16 protein-coding genes are annotated in these 19561 nt (G+C 37.4%); 1 reads left to right on the top strand and 15 read right to left on the bottom strand.

What is annotated here, in order from left to right; genetic code table 11:
• The first annotated feature begins 20 nt into the window (after nucleotides 1-20).
• Nucleotides 21-434 carry a hypothetical protein gene (locus J2772_RS11585; protein ID WP_209916766.1) on the top strand — a complete coding sequence of 138 codons (414 nt, stop codon included), beginning with the start codon at nucleotides 21-23 and terminating at the stop codon, nucleotides 432-434.
• A gap of 192 nt (nucleotides 435-626) precedes the next feature.
• On the opposite strand, the gene J2772_RS11580 is transcribed toward J2772_RS11585, so the two are convergent.
• The 15 genes from J2772_RS11580 to rsmH form a co-directional block, all read right to left on the bottom strand.
• Nucleotides 627-2141, bottom strand: coding sequence for a GH3 auxin-responsive promoter family protein (locus tag J2772_RS11580; protein ID WP_209916764.1), 1515 nt, complete (start codon nucleotides 2139-2141; stop codon nucleotides 627-629).
• Nucleotides 2142-2246: 105 nt separating this feature from the next.
• Complete coding sequence (locus J2772_RS11575) at nucleotides 2247-2657, bottom strand: BrxA/BrxB family bacilliredoxin (protein ID WP_045492287.1); 411 nt, start codon at nucleotides 2655-2657, stop codon at nucleotides 2247-2249.
• Between the two features lie 448 nt (nucleotides 2658-3105).
• On the bottom strand, nucleotides 3106-3552 hold the full coding sequence (locus J2772_RS11570; RefSeq protein WP_209916762.1) for a GatB/YqeY domain-containing protein: 447 nt from the start codon (nucleotides 3550-3552) through the stop codon (nucleotides 3106-3108).
• 95 nt (nucleotides 3553-3647) lie between these two features.
• Entirely contained in the window at nucleotides 3648-5552 is a 1905-nt protein-coding gene (gene ftsZ, locus J2772_RS11565; protein WP_209916760.1) for a cell division protein FtsZ, read from the bottom strand.
• Nucleotides 5553-5643: 91 nt separating this feature from the next.
• On the bottom strand, nucleotides 5644-7029 hold the full coding sequence (gene ftsA / locus J2772_RS11560) for a cell division protein FtsA (RefSeq protein WP_209916758.1): 1386 nt from the start codon (nucleotides 7027-7029) through the stop codon (nucleotides 5644-5646).
• Between the two features lie 85 nt (nucleotides 7030-7114).
• Nucleotides 7115-8092, bottom strand: a complete 978-nt coding sequence (locus tag J2772_RS11555; RefSeq protein ID WP_209916756.1) for a cell division protein FtsQ/DivIB — start codon at nucleotides 8090-8092, stop codon at nucleotides 7115-7117.
• A 65-nt stretch (nucleotides 8093-8157) separates the two neighbouring features.
• Nucleotides 8158-9516, bottom strand: a complete 1359-nt coding sequence (gene murC / locus J2772_RS11550; RefSeq protein ID WP_209916754.1) for a UDP-N-acetylmuramate--L-alanine ligase — start codon at nucleotides 9514-9516, stop codon at nucleotides 8158-8160.
• A gap of 105 nt (nucleotides 9517-9621) precedes the next feature.
• Nucleotides 9622-10722: an undecaprenyldiphospho-muramoylpentapeptide beta-N-acetylglucosaminyltransferase gene (murG, locus tag J2772_RS11545; RefSeq protein WP_209916752.1), complete on the bottom strand. Its 1101-nt coding sequence runs from the start codon at nucleotides 10720-10722 to the stop codon at nucleotides 9622-9624.
• A gap of 59 nt (nucleotides 10723-10781) precedes the next feature.
• Nucleotides 10782-12020: an FtsW/RodA/SpoVE family cell cycle protein gene (locus tag J2772_RS11540; protein WP_209917323.1), complete on the bottom strand. Its 1239-nt coding sequence runs from the start codon at nucleotides 12018-12020 to the stop codon at nucleotides 10782-10784.
• A 65-nt stretch (nucleotides 12021-12085) separates the two neighbouring features.
• Complete coding sequence (gene murD / locus J2772_RS11535; protein ID WP_209916750.1) at nucleotides 12086-13411, bottom strand: UDP-N-acetylmuramoyl-L-alanine--D-glutamate ligase; 1326 nt, start codon at nucleotides 13409-13411, stop codon at nucleotides 12086-12088.
• Between the two features lie 64 nt (nucleotides 13412-13475).
• Nucleotides 13476-14717: a phospho-N-acetylmuramoyl-pentapeptide-transferase gene (mraY, locus tag J2772_RS11530; protein ID WP_160139016.1), complete on the bottom strand. Its 1242-nt coding sequence runs from the start codon at nucleotides 14715-14717 to the stop codon at nucleotides 13476-13478.
• An 18-nt stretch (nucleotides 14718-14735) separates the two neighbouring features.
• A complete protein-coding gene (locus J2772_RS11525) occupies nucleotides 14736-16196 on the bottom strand; it encodes a UDP-N-acetylmuramoyl-L-alanyl-D-glutamate--2,6-diaminopimelate ligase (RefSeq protein ID WP_209916747.1) in 1461 nt (486 codons plus the stop codon).
• A gap of 62 nt (nucleotides 16197-16258) precedes the next feature.
• Complete coding sequence (locus tag J2772_RS11520; RefSeq protein WP_209916746.1) at nucleotides 16259-18250, bottom strand: penicillin-binding transpeptidase domain-containing protein; 1992 nt, start codon at nucleotides 18248-18250, stop codon at nucleotides 16259-16261.
• Complete coding sequence (locus tag J2772_RS11515; RefSeq protein WP_027372881.1) at nucleotides 18234-18599, bottom strand: FtsL-like putative cell division protein; 366 nt, start codon at nucleotides 18597-18599, stop codon at nucleotides 18234-18236. The genes J2772_RS11520 and J2772_RS11515 overlap by 17 nt, the downstream gene beginning before the upstream one ends.
• A gap of 52 nt (nucleotides 18600-18651) precedes the next feature.
• Complete coding sequence (rsmH, locus tag J2772_RS11510; protein WP_209916744.1) at nucleotides 18652-19545, bottom strand: 16S rRNA (cytosine(1402)-N(4))-methyltransferase RsmH; 894 nt, start codon at nucleotides 19543-19545, stop codon at nucleotides 18652-18654.
• Nucleotides 19546-19561: the final 16 nt, after the last annotated feature.

Raw genomic sequence — 19561 nt, 5'->3', positions numbered from 1 at the left:
CATCTTTTAAAATATACAATATGAAAAAGCAAATTCTTGCAGCAATAGTGATTTCAGTATTCGCGGTTGCCTGCACAAAATCCACAACAAAGACAGAACAGGTAGAGAATGCAGACGGAACTGTTACTACCACAACCACAACGGTTTCTGAAACATCTCCTCACATTGTTGATTCAGCAAAAGTGAATGAAGCTAAAGAAAAAGTTGATGCAAAGCTAGATCAGGCTGGAAATAAGATAGATAATGCCGCTCAAAATGCTAAAGATAAGATTGATGCTACGGCAGATAAGACAAAGCAAGATCTTGATAAAGTAGGAAAAGACATTAAAACCGGAGCCCAGGAAGCAGGGAAGGATGCAAAAGATGCCGCAAGAAAAGGCGCTGCGAAAGTAGAAGACGCCGCTAAAAAATTAAAAGAAGATTTAAGTAAATAAAACAAAAACCCGCAGCTGATTTCAACTGCGGTTTTTTTTATTGGTGTTGGAAATTAGAAGAGGGAAGTTGGGAAGCTTCACCTTTATCTAACTTTAGTCCCTGTATGTTTTATTTCTCAGTACCATTACACAATAGAATTTCTGTAAAGACTGCAAGAACTTCCATCTTCCAGCCTCCATCTTCCTTTCCTATTATTTATTAAGTTCTAACAGCGGGTCTATATATTCCCGGTCATTACTCAATCTAGGTACTTTATTCTGGCCACCAAGCTTTCCCTTGGATTCCAGCCAATGATAAAACAGATTATCTTTGGCGATATGAACGATTGGTCTTCTAAGCGTTATATTATTGTACCTTTTCGCTTCATAATCTGAATTGATTTTCTTTAAATGTTGGTCAAAAGCATCAACAAAGCTATCCAGGTTATCAGGATACTGGCTGAACTCAAAGATCCATTCATGAGCACCACTTTCATTTTCCTTCATAAAGACGGGAGCGCCGGTAAAATCTGTAATTTGTGCACCGGTGAGTTCACAGGCTTTAGATAGGGCAGATTCTACATTGGTAATCATTAATTCTTCTCCAAAAGCATTGATATAATGCTTTGTTCTTCCTGTTATTTTTATTCTGAAAGGGTTGGTAGAGGTAAATATCACCGTATCACCAATCAGGTATCTCCATAATCCACCATTGGTAGTGATAACCATGGCATAATTTTTCCCGATTTCCACATCCTCAAGGCTTACCACTTTAGGATTGGAAAAATGGAACTGATCCATTGGAATAAATTCATAGAAAATGCCATAATCAAGCATCAGAAGCATTTCATCGCTGTTGGATCTGTCCTGTATTCCGAAGAAGCCTTCCGAAGCATTGTAAATTTCATAGTAATTGATGTTTTTTCCGATGATCTTGCGGTATTGCTCCCTGTAGGGTTTAAAACTGATTCCGCCGTGAAAAAACACCTCCAGATTAGGCCATAGCTCTGAAATATTGTCAACATTGGTCTCATTCAATACCTTTTGCAGAAGAACCATCATCCAGCTGGGTACCCCAAGTATGCTTCCCACATCTTCATTTTTCACTTCTGATGTGATGGCTTTAAGCTTGCTTTCCCATTCACCCATCAAGGAAACCTTCTTACTTGGAGTGGTGGTAATTTCTACCCAAAATGGGAGGTTATCAATTAAAATAGCAGATAAATCTCCAAATTTTGTGTTAAAATCTGCATATAGCTCAGAACTTCCACCTAAACGTAAATTCTTATAATTAAAAAGCTGGTTTTCCGGGTGGTTATTGGCATAAATGGAAACCATGTCTTTTCCGGCCTTCATGTGACAGTATTCAAGGCTTTCTGCAGAAATAGGGATGAATTTGCTTTTAGCATTGGTTGTTCCGGAGGACTTAGCGAAATGCTTAATCAGTCCCGGCCAGCTTACATCTTTTTGTCCCTGTCTTGCTTTTTCAATATAGGGCTCCATTTCTTCGTAGGTAACAATAGGAACTTTATTTTTAAAGTCCTGATAGCTTGAAATAGAGTTAAATCCATGTAGTTTACCATATTCCGTATCTTCCGCATGAAACAGTTGAGAAAACAATATACCCTTCTGAGTTTCGATGGGATGATCCATGAAATTCTGAATCTGGTCTATCCTTTGACGGATGAACCAGTTGACTACAGTATTAAAAAGTGCCTTGGTTGCCATTCCAACAAATATAATGATATTTGAATGTTTAGAGAATTTTTTGTTGGGTTAAATAAAAAAACCGTTACAAAATTTGTAACGGTTTAGTATCTAGTTTATTGTTTCTTAGCAGTACTCATCATAAGCAGCCTGAAGGTTTGCAGCGATTGCTCCTGCAGGATTTCCTTCAATGTGGTGTCTTTCCAGCATGTGAACTAATTCTCCGTCTTTGAAAAGTGCTACGCAAGGAGAACTTGGTGGGAATGGAGCAAGGTGTTTTCTTGCTTCTACTACAGCCTCAGTATCAAAACCTGCAAATACAGTTGTTAAATGATCTGGCTTTTTGTCTCCGGTTAAAGAGTAAACTACTCCCGGTCTTGCAGCACCTGCAGCACATCCGCATACAGAGTTGATGACTAATAATGTAGTTCCAGACTGCTTCAAAGCACCTTCTACCTGAGCAGGAGTTGTTAAATCCTGGAAACCTTTATCTGTAAGTTCAGCCTTCATAGGCATTACTAAATCTGTTGGATACATATATTTTGTTTTTTATCGCTACAAAGTTAAGCAATTCTTTACGTTTGTTCAATATATAATAACTATGAAAGGTTTAGGTATATAAAATTAACTGAATATTAATAATATAACAATATTCGTAAAAGGGTGAATTAAAATTAGGAATAATCAAATATTTTTATTAAATTTGAAATGATTCTGAAAAACAAACGACCATGAAAAAAACATTTAAGGCTTTCCCTCAAGCAATCAATCACTTAATACTATCTGAAATATGATCGTAACTAAACTCTTTTTTAAAGTTTTTTGAATCAACAGACTTTAATATCCAAAAAAATGAAGCCCGAGACTCAAAAAGTCCCGGGCTTCTTAATCAAATCGATATGCAAAGGTTGTATATCCTTAGTTATGGAATGAGATGCGTGTTATGAGAGTTGGAATAAACCAGAACTCCAGAACCCGGATCACATTATGAAAGAAGCTTTTTAACCATCTCAGAAATGCTTTTTCCATCTGATTTTCCGGCTAATGCTTTTGAGGCAGCTCCCATTACCTTTCCTAAATCTTTAATAGATTCAGCTCCGGTTTCTGAAATAATGTTTTTAATTTCTATTTCTAGTTCTTCTGCAGAAAGCTGTTTAGGTAAAAACTTTTCAATGACTTTCATCTGTGCTTCTTCCACTTCTGCAAGGTCCTGTCTTCCTTGGGCAGAAAACTGCTCAAAAGAATCTTTACGTTGCTTAATCATTCTCTGAAGAATGGCAATTTCCTGTTCTGCAGAAACTTCAGCACCTCTGGCTTCTGTTTGTAAAAGAAGAATTTGAGATTTTACAGCACGAAGAGAGTCTAAAGCAACTCTGTCTTTCTCTCTCATCGCTGTTTTTATTGCTTCGCTTATTATATTTTCTAAACTCATTTTAATTAATTTACCAATGTAACAGTGTATCAATGTACCAATTATAAAATGTACAGAATTGTTCCATTATTAGATTGGTACATTGTTACATTATTTTAGTCTACGTCTTTATTTAAAAACCTGTTTTCTCTGATCTGCATAGAACCATTGTTGTCAGACATATACGTGTTGATATTTTGATCTGATGGATTGGTTCCGTCAATAGAGATGTTTTTTCTCTTGAAAGCAGGAATAGATTCGAATTCACTTGTGCTGTCAAAGCTTTGATAACGGGAATTGAATTCTTTTAATTTATTTCTTCTTTCTATAATTCTGTCCTGATCGATCGTTTTGTTCACGAAAGTGAATTCTGATTCTTCAGTTTTCGGAGTTTCAATTTCTGTTTTGGTTTCAAAAGTAGATCTTGTTTCCGTTTTTGGCTCCTCTTTTTGATAGAAGGTTTCGATTTTCTGAGCGGGTTCTGCTACTGCACTTGCCGGAGCATTAAATTCCGCTTTAGGTTGTCCGTAATCTGTCTTAGGCTCATTTCTGATAGGCTCATTAACGAAGAAATTGAATTCAACCGGTTTTTCCTGTGAAGAACTGTTGTTGAAAACATTCCCAGACTGAGGTTCTTCTTTTTTATTGTCGAAATCAAATGAGAAAGACTGAATTTCCAAATCGTTTGGATCTTCTTCCTCTTCTTCAATAGAAAGTAAGCTGTATTCTTCCTGCTCATCTTCTTTTCTCCATCCTTGTTCAGGAGAGTTGACTGTACTTTCTTCTTTATCAAAGAATTTTATTTCTGTTCTGATTCCTTCTTCCTCAATAATCATTTTTTTTTCGGCAGAAGTCACGTTGAACGGAGTGTCGTGGTCTTCGTCATCCAATCTGAAAAGGCTTTTTCCGCCGAAATCATGAGTTACTTCAGGAGCAGATTCTCTTTCTTCTCTTGTTTTAAAAGGAGAAGATTTAGGGGACTCTAAATTATCATTAAGACTGATTCTGATCTTTTCTGTAGGACCTGAAAATTTCTTATTGTCATTAGAGAATCCTGTAGCAATAACAAGTACGCTTACTGCATCTCCCAGTTCTTCATCAGCACCCACCCCGAAAATAATATCAGCTGTATTTCCAGCTTCTTTCTGGATGTGGTCCATAATGATACCGATTTCATCCATGGTAACTTCTTCTGCACCACTTCTTATCAACAATAGTACATTTTTAGCACCTGTAATTTTATTGTCATTCAATAGCGGAGAATCCAATGCTTTTCTTACCGCTTCTTCAGCTTTATTTTCACCTGAAGCTGTACCGGTAGACATTAGAGCAGTACCAGAGTTCTGAAGTACAGATTTAGCATCTCTAAAGTCAATGTTTACATCAAAGTAACCTGTAATAACTTCTGCCATTCCTTTAGCGGCATTAGCTAGCACTTCATCCGCTTTAGAGAATCCCTGTTTGAATCCAAGGTTTCCAAATTGCTGTCTCAGTTTATCATTGTTGATTACAATTAATGAATCAACATTATTTTTTAATTTGTCAAGTCCGTTTTCGGCTTGTTCCAATCTTCTTTTTCCTTCGAAGCTGAAAGGTACGGTAACAATACCTACAGTTAAGATTCCCATGTCTTTTGCTACTTTAGCAATAACAGGTGCGGCTCCGGTACCTGTACCACCACCCATTCCGGCAGTGATGAACACCATTTTTGTGTTCTGTCCCATAGCAGCTTTAATATCTTCAATACTTTCAATTGCCGATTTTTCTCCTACTTCAGGATCAGCACCAGCTCCAAGACCTTCTGTAATAGAAGTTCCCAGTTGAACTTTATTGGCAACAGGGTTATTATCCAGGGTCTGAGCGTCTGTATTACAGATCACGAAATCAACACCGTGGATCCCTTTTTCATACATGTGCTTTAATGCGTTGTTTCCTCCGCCTCCTACACCGATTACTTTTATGATGGATGAATTTCCTTTTGGTAGGTCAAATGAAAATCCTTGTGTACCTATATTTTCCATAACTATACTTTTAATAATTATAATTGATAATTGACTGATGATAATTGATAAGGAAAAGATCGTTTATCGCTTATCATTCACCATTTATAATTTACTCTACTTCTTCAAAGAATTTTTTTACTTTTTCCATAAGCGACTGCCCGAAGGTCAACTTCGCTTTTCTGTTTTCCTGTCTTTCATCAGCAGTTTGCTGTTCCTGAACAGTAGCCGCAGTCTGCTGAATAGGTTGAACAGTTTCTGCCTGTACAAGAGCTGCTTCGGGCTTAGTTTGCTCTTTTACAGCTTCTTCTATATCATCAACAGTCTGTTTTTTATCCCTGATCTTCAAACTCTCCATCAATAACCCAATAGACGTAGCAAATTCAGGGCCTTTCAGGTACTGATTTTTATCGTTGGCGATATATTCATTTGCAAAACCAATTCTGCTGTCAAAACCTGTGGTATAGTTGGCCAGCTGTCTAAGGTGTTTAAGGTTTGATCCACCACCTGTAAGAACGATTCCTGCAATCAATTTTTTCTTCTGTTCAAAGGCTCCGTAAGCTTTAAGCTCGGTATTAACCATTTCCAAAACTTCTTCTACTCTTGCATTGATGATCTGAGCAAGGGTTTTTAAAGAAATTTCTTTATCTGGTCGCCCATGAAGTCCCGGAATTGTTACAAAAGTACTGTCTTTTTCCAATTCGGGAACAGCCGAACCGAATTTTACTTTCAATTGTTCAGCATGTTTTTCAATAATGGAGCATCCTTCTTTGATATCTTCCGTAATAATACCACCTCCGTAAGGGATTACGCAGGTATGACGGATGATATTGTCTTTGAAGATGGCAATATCTGTGGTACCACCTCCAATGTCTACAATAGCTACTCCAGCTTCTTTTTCTTCTTTGGTAAGAACAGCTTCTGAAGAGGCTAATGGTTCTAAAGTAAGGGCTTCCATTTCTAATCCGGCTTCGCGAACGCATCTTGCAATATTTCTGATACTTCCCATTTGCCCGACTACAACGTGGAAGTTGGCCTCTAAACGTTTTCCGTGCATTCCGACAGGCTCTTGAATTTCGCCTTCGGAATCTACTTTATATTCTTGTGGAAGTACATGGATAATTTCTTCTCCAGGAAGCATAACCAGCTTCTTGACCTGATCTTTTAATGCTTCAATATCATCATCTGTGATGAATTTATCCGGATGTTCACGCATAATATAATCGGAGTGCTGCAGAGAACGTATGTGTTTTCCTGCAATACCTACCGTAACTTTGCGGATAGGAACCCCGGCACTGGATTGTGCCTCGGATACTGCAGCCTTGATTGAATTAATAGTTTGTGAAATATTATTCACAATACCTTTATGAACACCAAGACTTTTAGCTTTTCCTACACCGAGAACTTCTATTTTCCCGTGTGCATTCCTTCTTCCGACAATCGCGACTATCTTTGTTGTCCCGATGTCCAGACCTACTGAATACTCTTGATTTTCCATTTTTATATCGATTTGATTTTTTTCTACTTTTTCCATGCAGGAATAAGTCCTGCTTTGTGTTAAATTGTCCTTTCGGAACTGTTTTTTATTCTATTTTCACCTTTGGTTTCGGCTTTGGCTTGGACTGTGCCGGGGCCGTTGTTTTTTTCTCTGTTTTCTTTACTTCCTTTACCTGTGTTTTAGGTTTTGTGCTCTCTTTCGGTTTTGCCGGAGTTGAGCTTGTTTTTTTAACTTCTGCAATCTTTGGTTTTACATCCGTCTTTTTAGCTGCAGCTGTAAGTGCCGGAGCTTTTGCCATTTCTAATTTACCAGCCTTCAGGATACTGTCGTTTTCCTTGAAGTGTGGATTGAGAGTGGTCACAATCTGGTTCTGGTATTTTACAGAAACCATGCTGTATTTTTGAGGATCCTGATAAACCAGGTATTTTTCTACAAAGGTTTTAAATCCTTTTACTTTAAAGTCAATATTCTCCAGGTCTCCAAGTTCCACTCTGTAGTTTCCTTCACTGGTGAGGAGATTGTAGCTGTCTTTACTTTTTGAAATTCCAATGAAGAATTTCTTACTGAAGTCGTCTTTATCAATTTTTCCAACCAGGTCTGCCAGTTTTTCATATTCATCCGGCTGTACATTTCCTGTAACCAGCATACATGGGTGGGAATAGGTCCTTGAAATAGGAAATTCAACTCCTTTTTCGTCCACATAAAAGTCTTTTCCTTCCTTATTGAGCCTGAACACCGGGACTCTCTGTTTGATATCCAGATTCAATTTTCCATTTAAGTTCAGATAGACATTGGCACTGTCTACAGCAGGAAGTGAGTTAATCTTTTTCTCTAAAGCCGGTATGTTAAGATCTCCCACTTTTCCTGATGGGTTCTCCTTTTTTACAATCTCTCTGATGTCTTTTTCATCAACAAAGTAAACGGGAGTTTTTTCATTCATTTTTACAGAAATCTTATTATCTGTAATCTTTTGGCCGCCGAATCTCTTCAAGGAGAAACTCAGTAACAATCCAAGGATGATTACCGTGATAACAATTTTTAATATTCTGTACTTATTTTTCATATTTTTCTTTAAACACCTTTACGAACAAATTTTATGTTCTTGCTTTGCGTACGCTGCGTTTATATCTAAATTTTCGCCATCCATTCGCAGATAGGGTCGTATAGGGTATCTATATTTCCGGCACCTACAGTGAGAAGGATATCAAAATCCTTTTGTTTTATTTTTTCAAAAGCATTGGATAAAGTGGAGACTTCTTTTTTATCTAATGTTACTTTTTCCAACAGCCAGTTTGAAGTAACTCCTTCAAAATTTTCCTGAAGTTCTCTTGCCGGATAAATATCCAAAAGAATCAACTCGTCTGCATTGCTCAAGCTTTCAGCAAATCCATCTACAAAATCTCTTGTTCTGCTGAACAAGTGTGGCTGGAAGACCACTAATAATTTTTTATCAGGATAAAATGTTTTGATAGAGCCCATTACCGCATTAATTTCTGTTGGATGATGAGCATAATCATCTATATAAATTTTACCATTTTCGTAAAAATGCTTGGTATATCTTCTTTTAATTCCCTTAAAATTGGCAATTGCCTTTTTCAGCGTATCAAAATCTGCGCCCAAATTGTGTAAAATTGCTAATGCTACTGTTGCATTTTCCACATTATGAATTCCCGGGATTTCCCAAACAAAATCTTTTATTGTTTCTGTTGGAGTATGGAAGTCAAAATAAATTTTATCATGATCCATTCTCAGGTTATCAGAATAGTAATCAGCTTTTTCATTTACAGCGTAGGTTTGATGTCCTCTTCCGATTTCAATGCCTTTTCTTACGAATAGCTGTTTGTCTTCAGGAACTAAGGCTGCAAATTGTCTGAAACCTTCTTCAATATGGCTTTTATCACCATAAATATCCAGATGGTCTGCATCGGTTGAAGTAACTACTGCCCAATCTGGAAAAAGGTTCAGGAAGCTTCTGTCATATTCATCTGCTTCTACTACTGAATACGTGGAACCATTATATAGGAAGTTCGATTTAAAGTTCTCAGAGATGCCTCCTAAAAAGCATGAGAATGGTAAATCAGCTTCTTTGCATAAGTGAGAAACAAGCGTAGAGGTGGTTGTTTTACCGTGGGTTCCTGCTACTGCGATGCAGTTTGTATTTTCCGTGATTAATCCTAATACTTTTGCACGTTTCAACACTTCAAACTGATTTTGATTGAAGTAATCTAAAATACCAAGTGTTTTGATCGCAGGCGTGTAAATGATCAATGTATCTTCTTTTTGAAGGGAGGTAACCCTTTCATCAATAAGATCTTCGAAAACAATATCGATTCCTTCTTTCATCAGATTTTGAGTAAGCTTGGTGTTGGTTTTATCGTAACCCAATACTTTTTTTCCGGAAGCATGGAAATAGCGTGCTAATGCACTCATTCCTATACCTCCGATTCCAACGAAGTAAAAGTTTTGATATGTTTCTAAATTCTTCATTACTTATTAATAATTTTCATTTTGTCATTCCGAGGAACGAGGAATCTCGATAATAGAGATTCTTCACTTCACTATGTTTCGTTCAGAATGACAAATTTTACACATTTATCTTATGATTTTAAATATCTCATCTACAATCTCTTTTGTAGCATCTGGCTTTGCAAAATATTTCAGATTGTCGGACATTTCTTTTCTCACACTTTCATTTTCGCAGATTTCTGATAATGTATTCCAGAATTTTTCCTGCATTTCAGAGTCTTTTACCATTCTGGCTGCATTTTTTTCAACCAGATTCATGGCATTTTTGGTTTGATGGTCTTCCGCTGCAAAAGGGAAAGGAACCAATAATACCGGCTTTTGTGCTACTGCCAGCTCTGAAATGGCAATGGCTCCGGCTCTTGAAACGATGATATCTGCTGCAGAATAAGCAAGTTCCATGTCTTTTATGAATTCACGGATCTGAATATTTCTGGTATCAGTATCTTTTGTTTCTTCTAAAATATCTTTATAATCAAGCTTTCCTGTCTGCCAGATCAGCTGATAATCTTTGTCTACAATTTGTTTTAAATGAGACTTCCAAGCATTATTCAATGTTCTGGATCCTAAAGATCCACCCACCGATAAAATAGTAAGTTTATCTTTATTTAATCCCATTTTTTGTTTTGCCTGAGCCGTTTCCTGCATTCCTGAAATAATAACAGAACGGATTGGATTTCCCAGAAACTTGATCTTTTCTACCGGAAAGCCTGCTACTTTTGGATAGGCTGTAAAGATGGCTTTGGCTGCTTTGCTTAAAATCTTATTAGTAACTCCCGCATGAGCATTCTGTTCCTGAATAAAGACCGGCACTCCTAATTTGGTAGCTTCATATAAAGCGGGTCCACTTGCAAACCCTCCTGTTCCTATAGCAACGTCCGGTTTAAAGTCTTTGATAATCGCTTTTGATCTGTTTAAACTTTTTAGAATCTTGAAAGGAAGTCCTAGGTTGGATAATAGGTTTCCTCTGTCTATTCCGGCGATATCAATTCCTTCAATTTTGTAACCGGCTTGTGGAACTTTTTCCATTTCCATTTTTCCGTTGGCTCCAATGAACAAAAATTCTGCATCTGGAAACCTTTTCTTGATTTCATCAGCGATGGCAATGGCAGGGAAGATGTGTCCTCCTGTTCCTCCGCCTGATAGTAGTATTTTTAGTTTTTTGTTCATTTTAATTAATAGGACTGCGTCCGATTTTTGTTAAATCGTCCCTTTGGGACTCTTTTGGTTTATGCGATATCGTTTATTTCTGCTATGCTTTGTTTTTTGCCCATTCCTTCTTCATCGTAAATCTGAATTCTGGAGCTTATATTTAAGATAATTCCTAGTTGTAAATAGGTTACCAACATGGAGGTTCCTCCGTAACTTATCAATGGTAACGGCTGACCTGTTACCGGGATCAGATTGACAGCGACAGCAATATTTACCGATAGCTGTATAAAAATCATTACTCCGAGACTGAGCACCAGCAATGATCCAAAGAATGCGGGCATTTTACTGGCAATCATTACAATCCTTATCATCATAATCAGATAGAGACTGATCAAAAATGCGGCTCCAATTACTCCATATTCTTCTACAATTACCGCGAAAATAAAGTCAGAGGCAGATTGTGGAAGCATTTGTTTTAATGCACTTTTTCCAGGTCCCATTCCGGTAATTCCGCCGTGTACGATGGCTGCTTTGGCCTGCATTACCTGATAGTTCTTGGCTTTTACACTTTCATCATCAATATCTGCTGATTTTGCTTTACTTGATGTAAATGTTTCAATACGGCTCATCCATGTGTGAACACGGTTTCCTCCGATCATGTTTGTATTCAGTGCAATTAACAGAAAGAATACAATGGCTACAAATGAGGCTGAAATAAAGCCTGCGATGTACTTCCAATGTAACTGTCCGATAACCAGAACAACTACTGAAACCATCAGAATCATTAAAGCTGTAGAACCGTTATCTTTTGCCACCAATACAAAAACAAGAAGAATTGGTCCGAAAATATACATGATGTTCTCTATCGGAAGTCTTTCTCTTGTGATCTTCTTAGTTAGATATCTGCATAAATAGATAATTAACATCAGGAAGGCAAATGATGAAGGCTGGAATGAGATGGGTGTTCCCGGAATTTTCAGCCATCTGGAAGCACTGGCCCCATCAATGGTCTGTCCGGTAAACATGGTAACAATCAATAGAACGATCATCAGGCCGAGCAGGATACTGCTGAGCTTTCCGATGTATTCATATTTTATTGTTCCCACAAGTCTCATAATTGCTAATCCCAGGACTACGAAGAACATATGTTTGATAACGTGACCGGTTGTGGTTCCGTTATTCACAATATACTCCAGGTTTGAACTTGCAGAGTAAACAGGGAAAATAGAGAAAATGGAGATCACAAGAATGACCATCCAAAGTACTTTATCGCCCTTTAGAAATTCAAATCTGGTTTCTGTATTCTGCTCGTCCATATGTTTTGTATTGATGTTTTTTGTATAAAGTGTCATCCACTTTGTACAACTGACATTTTACATTTTTACTTTAATACCTGTTCTTTAAACTGACGTCCTCTGTCTTCATAGCTTTTGAATAAATCAAAGCTTGCGCAACATGGAGAAAGTAGAACGGTATCTCCTTTTTTAGCCAGTGATTTTGATATTTTCACCGCTTCTTCCATGCTTGAAGTGTCATAAATAAACTCCTTTTTATCTTTGAAGAAATCTATGATCTTCTTATTGTCAATTCCAAGACAAACAATTGCCTTTACTTTTCTTTTGACTAAATCTTCTATTTCGGTATAGTCATTTCCTTTATCTAATCCACCAACAATCCATACGGTCGGTGTTTTCATACTTTCCAAAGCATAGTAGGTGGCGTTCACATTCGTTGCTTTACTGTCATTAATGTATTTTACTCCATCCGTTTCAGTTACGAATTCCAGTCTGTGTTCTACGGCCTGGAATGTCATTAATGAATGTCTTATGCTTTCATTATTGATCTTCAATATCTTACCCGCTATAGAAGCGGCTAAGCTGTTGGCTACATTGTGATTCCCAAGTAGGGATAATTCTTCAACTTTCATCGAGAATTCATCCTTCATTTTTACCACAATCTGATCGTCGTTTACAAAACCTCCCTCTGGCAGTTGTTCCTTTGTGGAGAAAGGAATCATCTTCGCTTTTATTTCTAATTTTTCAAGCAGGCTTTTGCTCATTTCATCATCTTTATTGTAGATGAAGAAGTTGTCATTTTCCTGATTTTCAGTTATTCTGAATTTTGCCAATGCATATTCTTCATAGTTGTAGTTGTACTGATCCAGGTGATCCTGAGACAGATTCAATAATAAAGAAATATAAGGTCTGAAGTTCTGAATATCATCTAACTGGAAAGAGCTTACTTCCAATACATAATATTCATGGTTTTCATCTGCAACCTGTTTTGCAAAGCTATATCCTATGTTTCCTCCTAACCCTACGTTTAATCCGTCATTTTTCAGGATGTAGTAGATTAAGGAAGTGGTGGTGGTTTTTCCGTTGCTTCCTGTAATGGCAATAATCTTTGCATCTGTAAATTCAGAAGCGAATTCAATTTCAGAGGAAAGTCTGATTCCTTTTTCATGAATTTTGTGGATGATCTCTGCCTTTTTCGGAATTCCCGGGCTTTTTACGATCCAATCGGCATTTAAAATCCTTTCTTCATCGTGGTTTCCTTCTTCAAATTCAATTCCATTTTCGGTAAGAAACTGCTTATAGTTATCTTTAATGGCTCCTTTATCTGAAAGAAATACTTCCAGACCTTTCTTTTTGGCCAAATAAGCAGCTCCACACCCGCTTTCTCCTCCTCCTAAAACAACTATTTTCATATTATTTTGATTTAATGATTAAAAGATCTTCAGTGTTTAAATCTTTCAATTTTTAAATTAAGTTTTATCTCATTTTTAAGGTGATCAGACAAACGATTGCCAGTATTACACCGATAATAATCATTCTGTTTACGATTTTACTTTCATGAAATCCTTCTTTCTGATAATGGTGGTGTAATGGTGACATTTTGAATAGTCTATTGTTTTGGGCATATTCCAGCCCATATTTTTTCTTTCTGTATTTGAAAACGATAACCTGAAGCATTACAGACAGGTTTTCGATCAGGAAGATTCCGCATAGAACAGGAATCAACAATTCTTTTCTTAAAATAATGGCCAAAACGGCAATTACTCCTCCCAGCATCAAACTTCCTGTATCTCCCATAAAAACCTGGGCAGGATAAGTATTATACCAGAAGAACCCTATTACGGCTCCTACCATTGCGACGGCAAAAATGGTGGTTTCACCCATATTTGGAAGGAACATGATATTGAGATAGTCTGCAAAGATGATGTTCCCTGAAAGGTAGGCGAAAAGGGCAAGAGTAAGCAGTATTATGGCACTGGTTCCTGCAGCGAGCCCATCAATCCCATCGGTGATATTGGCTCCGTTTGAAACGGCTGTTACAATGAAGATTACAATAGGGATAAAGACAATCCATGCCCATTCGTGGGCATCTTTTTCATTCATCCAAAACAGGATTCCGCTATAATCAAACTCATTGTTCTTTGCGAATGGTACTGTAGAAACTGTGATTTTTTCTGTAGGCATGAAGTTTTGCTCTACGTTATTTCTGTTCACCACTTTTGCATCTGCATATTTTCTTTTAACGGTGATGTCCGGATGGAAATACATTGTAATGCCGACAATTAAGCCTAGACCAACCTGTCCTACAATCTTGAATTTACCACTTAATCCGTCTTTATTTTTCTTTATTTTCTTTAAATAATCATCCAGGAAGCCAATGGCTCCCATCCAAAACATTGAAACGAGAAGTAAGACAATATATACGTTCGTAATTCTTGTAAAAAGCAATACGGGAATAATAGTAGCCAAAATAATGATAAGCCCGCCCATTGTAGGAGTTCCTTCTTTTTGTTTCTGGCCGTCTAATCCAAGGTCACGGACTAATTCACCCATCTGTTTTGTTCTCAGATAGTTGATGACTCTTTTTCCGTAGACTAGAGCAATAATTAAAGAGAACAATACTGCCATTCCGGCACGGAAGGAGATGTATTTCAACATTCCTAATCCCGGAACGTGAATTCCATGGTCGGTTAGATATTCGTATAGATAGTATAGCATAGTTTCAATTGTTAATAATTATTTGCTCATTAATTTCCAAAGCTCATTAATTACTTCTTTGTCATCAAAATGATGTTTTACCCCATTGATATCCTGATAGTTTTCGTGTCCTTTTCCGGCTACGAGAACAATATCTTTAGGTTCTGCAAATTTTATAGCCATTTTGATGGCTTCTTTTCTGTCCGGAATTGAAGTGTATTTGCTGAAGTTCTGAGGTTCAACACCTGCTTCTATTTCCTTGATGATCTGTCCTGGATCTTCTGTTCTCGGGTTATCTGAAGTGATGATTGCCAATGTTGATTTTTTGGTGGCAATATTTCCCATTTCAGGTCTCTTGGAGTGATCTCTGTCTCCTCCGCAACCGAAAACTGTGATTAATCTTTCGTTTTTGGTTCTGATATCATTAATGCTGTCCAGTATGTTTTCTAAGGCATCCGGAGTGTGTGCATAGTCTACAATAAAGAAGATTCCGCCATCGGATTTAAAGGTTTCAAATCTTCCGGAAACTCTTTTTAACTTACTGATGGCCTGAAGAATGACATCTTGCTCAAATCCAAGCTCTTCCGCAATTCCAAAAACCAGCAATAGGTTGTACACATTGAATTTTCCTGTCAATGTTGTCCAGAACTCTTTTCCGTTGAAGTTCAGCAGCATTCCGTTGAAATCCACTTCCAATAATTTTCCGTGGTAGTCTGCCATTGTTTTCAAAGCGTAAGACTTTTTTTTAGCCTTTGTATTCTGAAGCATGACATTACCATTTTTGTCATCTGCATTGGTGATAGCAATGGCTGTATCTTCTAATTCGTCAAAGAATCTTTTTTTCGTTTTTAAGTATTCTTCGAATGTTTTGTGGTAATCTAAATGATCGTGGGTAAGATTGGTAAATCCTGCAACTTTGAAGTGTAACCCTTCGATTCTGTTTTGAGCAATTCCGTGTGAACTTACCTCCATGAATGCAAATTCACATCCTTTCTCAACTGCTTCAGCCAAAATTTTATTGATGGTAATAACATCCGGAGTGGTATGAGTTGCTGGAATAATTTCTTCTCCAATTCTGATTTCAACCGTTGATAATAAAGCAGAATCATATCCTAAATTCTTGAATACGTCAAAAAGCAGAGTAGAAACAGAGGTTTTTCCGTTGGTTCCTGTAACACCTATCAGTTTTAGTTTCTGAGAAGGGTTTCCATAGAAGTTAGATGCAAGATGACCTAAAGCTTTAGCAGAGTCTTTCACTTTGATATAAGTTACGTTTTCTGCCAGCGTTTCAGGGAATTCTTCACAAACAATTGTTGTTGCTCCTTTTTCAATAGAAGATGCAATGAATGAGTGTCCATCCACCACTGTTCCTCTTATAGCAATGTAAAGAGCGTTTTCTGTAACCTTTCTGCTGTCGAACACCAATTCGGATACCTCACGATTGTTATCACCGTGGATTTCTACTACTGGGATTCTGTTTACTAATTCTGTTATTATCATTTTTTATCAATAGGACTTTATCCTATTTCGGCTTAAATCGTCCCTTTGGGACTCTGTTTTTTCTAATTCTGTAGAGATAAATATATTCTCTGGTTCTTACTGATTGTTGTGCCTTCTAACGGGAACTGTTCTTTAATTCGTCCAACTCCTTTAAAATTGACACGGTATCCTAAGTTTTCCAATTGTGGGATGACGTTTTTACCAATCAATCCTACTACATTAGGCATTTGCTTATCATTGACTGCTACTTTTACATTAGGCTCAACCATTTTGCTCAGGTTTACCTTTTTGTCTACGAGCATTTCTTTTTCAATGTTTTGCGGTGTTTTCAGGAAGGTTTTTCCTGCTATTTCCTTAAATACCGGTGCTGCTACCGGGCCTCCGTAGAATCCAATGGAGGTATTAGGCTCGCTCACCATTACATAACATGTATATTTTGGAGCATCAGCCGGATAAAATCCTGCGAATGATGCACGATATTTCATTGGGCCGGGAAGCCAGTATTCAAATCTTGCGGTTCCTGTTTTTCCTGCCATTTTAAGGTTAGGAGTGAAAATGCTTCGTCCTGTTCCTTTTTCTACGGCCTTGGTTAATGCACTGGTCATCATTTTGATTGCTTTCTCAGATGCCATTTTGTTTACCATTACTTCAGGTTTTGCATTGTACATTACCTTTCCGTCTTTCATGATCTTATCGATGAATAATGGCTTAAGCATTTTACCTCCGTTAGCTACACCGTTGTAGAATGTTGCCAGCTGCAGCAGGTTAATGTTTGAAGAGTATCCGTAAGAGATAGAGGCTAGGGTTGCGGCATTCCATCTTTTATTTTCTGGGGTTACGATCTTCGGTTTTGTGATTCCCGGAAGCTCGATATCCATTTTGTCGAATAATTTCCAACGTTTCAAATGGTCAAGGAAGATTTGCGGTTTTTCAGCATAGAATTTTGTGATGAGCTTCGCTGTTCCTACGTTACTGGATTTGGCTAAAACATCACTAATGTCATAAGTGCCTCCACCGTGTCCATCAGAAATTCTTTGTTTTGCATAGGTCCAAACTCCGTTTCCTACGTTTACCGTTGAATTTTCATCGATGAATCCATCATCCATTGCTGCTAAAAGCGAAATGGTTTTGAATGTGGATCCCGGCTCGATATTATCTTTTAACGCATAGTTGTAAGAATCTTCGTATTCTCCTGATTCGGTTCTTCTTAAGTTAACCAAGGCACGCACTTTTCCGGTTTCTACTTCCATCACAACTACAGTTCCGTGTTTGGCTTCGTAATGGATTAGCTGCTTCTGTAATGCAGAGTGTGCAATGTCTTGAATTCTAAGATCTAAGGTTGTATATACATCTTCTCCATCAATGGGTTCCTGAACTTTCCAGAAGTCGATAGGTTTCCATTGGGAAGAGTTGATTCTTTGTTCTAATCTTTTCCCATCAGTACCTGTTAAATACTTTGAGAAAGCTCCTTCCAATCCGGATTTCAGTTCTCCGTTATCCATACCAATGGTTCCGGCACCAATTTCTGAGGTTGCAAGTTCTCTTTTGTAGTTTCTGTCTACAATGAATCCGCCTTTATTTTTACCTCTTTTGAAGATTGGAAATTGTCTGATTCTGTCGTATTGGTCAAAATCAAGTCCTTTTACCAGGGTATAATATTGGTTTTTCTTTTTCTTCTGTTCGTCGAATTTTTGTCTGAACTCTCCTCTGGACTTTCCGAACATTTTGCTCAGTGAATCTGTTAATGCTCCGATGTTATTGCTGTAGATCGTATCTTTCATCGTTTTGAAGTCAAGATAGATATCGTAGCGCATCACGGTTGTGGCTAAAATAGATCCATCGGAAGCAAATAAATTACCACGGGCAGCCTTTAGAGTTGCTTCACGATAATTTTTATTAATGTAATCATCTTTAATTTCCTGAACATTGGTATTCTGAAGGATTACAATCCTTGCCAAGAACATTACAAACACGCACAAAGCTACCACTGCAAAGAGGTAGCCCCATCGTAACGTTTTTTTACGTTTGTTGTCGTATTCATTTTGCTTTTGCATCTGTACTGTCCAGTTTTATTAGCAATTTATGAGGATGGTTTTCGAGGGTCATCAAAGAGTCCCGCGCAACCTCTTTCCCCAGTTCTGATTCCATTTTCACTTTGATTAGCTTACTCTGGGCGTAAGCGTTTCTCGATTTGTATTCTTCTGTTTCTTCCTTTAAGGCGTTTACAATTTTAATTTTCTTGTTGACGAGATGATTACTGTAAATCATGGCCATCATCAAGATAAACAACAGGAGAAAATACTTGTAATGTATTTTGATCTCATCACGATTCAGAAAGTTTCCTTTTATAATGTCTATAAAAGTGAGTCTTTTCTGAGGGCGATTTGTTGTTCTTTTTGCCAAAGCTTTGCTTATAATTCATTAATGATAAAAAATATCAATTATCTTTTATCATTTATACTTTAATTCCTGTTCTCATTTTTGCACTTCTTGCTCTTGAGTTTTCTTCAATCTCCTGATCGTCCGGAATGATTGCTTTGCTCTTCACCAACTCGAATGCCTTTTTATAATTTCCGTAGATATCTCTTTCCGGTTCTCCTTCGAACATTCCGTTTTTCAGGAACCTTTTTACCAAACGGTCTTCTAAAGAGTGGTAAGAGATTACTACTAATCTTCCTTCCGGTTTTAAAACATTGTAAGCCTGAACCAGCATTTCTTTTAATACTTCAAGTTCCTGATTTACTTCTATTCTTACAGCCTGAAAAAGTTGTGCATAGAATTTATTCACTTTATGAGGTGGAAGATAGCTGAACAGCTTTTTCAAATCCTCAGTGGTTTCTATACTTTTTGTTTTTCTGTGATGAACAATATCCCTTGCCAGTTTTCTTGCTTCTCTTAGTTCTCCATAGTGATAAAAAATATCTGCAAGCTCTTCTTCACCATATTCATTAATTACTCTTTTGGCATCAAGATTCTGCATCACATTCATTCTCATGTCCAAAGGAGCGTTGCTTCTTGTAGAGAAGCCTCTGTCTGCTTCATCAAACTGGTGGGATGAAACTCCTAAGTCTGCCAAAACACCATCAATCTGTGATATTCCATACATCAGTAAAGAATTTTCCAGAAATCTGAAATTCTGATTTACCAATGTAAATCTGGGATCATCAATTGTATTTTTAAGCGCATCCAGATCCTGATCGAAGCTGAACAGTTTTCCTTTGTCAGAAAGTCTGCTCAAAATCTCTCTTGAGTGGCCACCACCTCCAAAGGTGCAGTCCACATAGATTCCGTCAGGATTCGTCACCAAATCATCTACACTCTGCTTCAACAAAACGGGGTTATGATACATGCTTAATTGTGTTTTT

It is taken from the genome of Chryseobacterium jejuense (genome assembly GCF_017877355.1).
Taxonomy (GTDB): Bacteria; Bacteroidota; Bacteroidia; order Flavobacteriales; family Weeksellaceae; genus Chryseobacterium; species Chryseobacterium jejuense_A.
The sequence above is the reverse complement of the archived record's forward strand: the minus strand, read 5'-3'. Positions and strand labels throughout refer to the sequence as shown.

Coding starts and splice junctions, on each gene's coding strand:
- ftsA (WP_209916758.1), bottom strand. CDS start 7,029: ATGGAAAATCAAGAGTATTCAGTAGGTCTGGACATCGGGACAACAAAG.
- ftsZ (WP_209916760.1), bottom strand. CDS start 5,552: ATGGAAAATATAGGTACACAAGGATTTTCATTTGACCTACCAAAAGGA.
- J2772_RS11585 (WP_209916766.1), top strand. CDS start 21: ATGAAAAAGCAAATTCTTGCAGCAATAGTGATTTCAGTATTCGCGGTT.
- murC (WP_209916754.1), bottom strand. CDS start 9,516: ATGAAGAATTTAGAAACATATCAAAACTTTTACTTCGTTGGAATCGGA.
- J2772_RS11520 (WP_209916746.1), bottom strand. CDS start 18,250: ATGCAAAAGCAAAATGAATACGACAACAAACGTAAAAAAACGTTACGA.
- J2772_RS11540 (WP_209917323.1), bottom strand. CDS start 12,020: ATGGACGAGCAGAATACAGAAACCAGATTTGAATTTCTAAAGGGCGAT.
- J2772_RS11555 (WP_209916756.1), bottom strand. CDS start 8,092: ATGAAAAATAAGTACAGAATATTAAAAATTGTTATCACGGTAATCATC.
- mraY (WP_160139016.1), bottom strand. CDS start 14,717: ATGCTATACTATCTATACGAATATCTAACCGACCATGGAATTCACGTT.
- J2772_RS11570 (WP_209916762.1), bottom strand. CDS start 3,552: ATGAGTTTAGAAAATATAATAAGCGAAGCAATAAAAACAGCGATGAGA.
- murD (WP_209916750.1), bottom strand. CDS start 13,411: ATGAAAATAGTTGTTTTAGGAGGAGGAGAAAGCGGGTGTGGAGCTGCT.
- rsmH (WP_209916744.1), bottom strand. CDS start 19,545: ATGTATCATAACCCCGTTTTGTTGAAGCAGAGTGTAGATGATTTGGTG.
- J2772_RS11580 (WP_209916764.1), bottom strand. CDS start 2,141: ATGGCAACCAAGGCACTTTTTAATACTGTAGTCAACTGGTTCATCCGT.
- J2772_RS11575 (WP_045492287.1), bottom strand. CDS start 2,657: ATGTATCCAACAGATTTAGTAATGCCTATGAAGGCTGAACTTACAGAT.
- J2772_RS11525 (WP_209916747.1), bottom strand. CDS start 16,196: ATGATAATAACAGAATTAGTAAACAGAATCCCAGTAGTAGAAATCCAC.
- murG (WP_209916752.1), bottom strand. CDS start 10,722: ATGAACAAAAAACTAAAAATACTACTATCAGGCGGAGGAACAGGAGGA.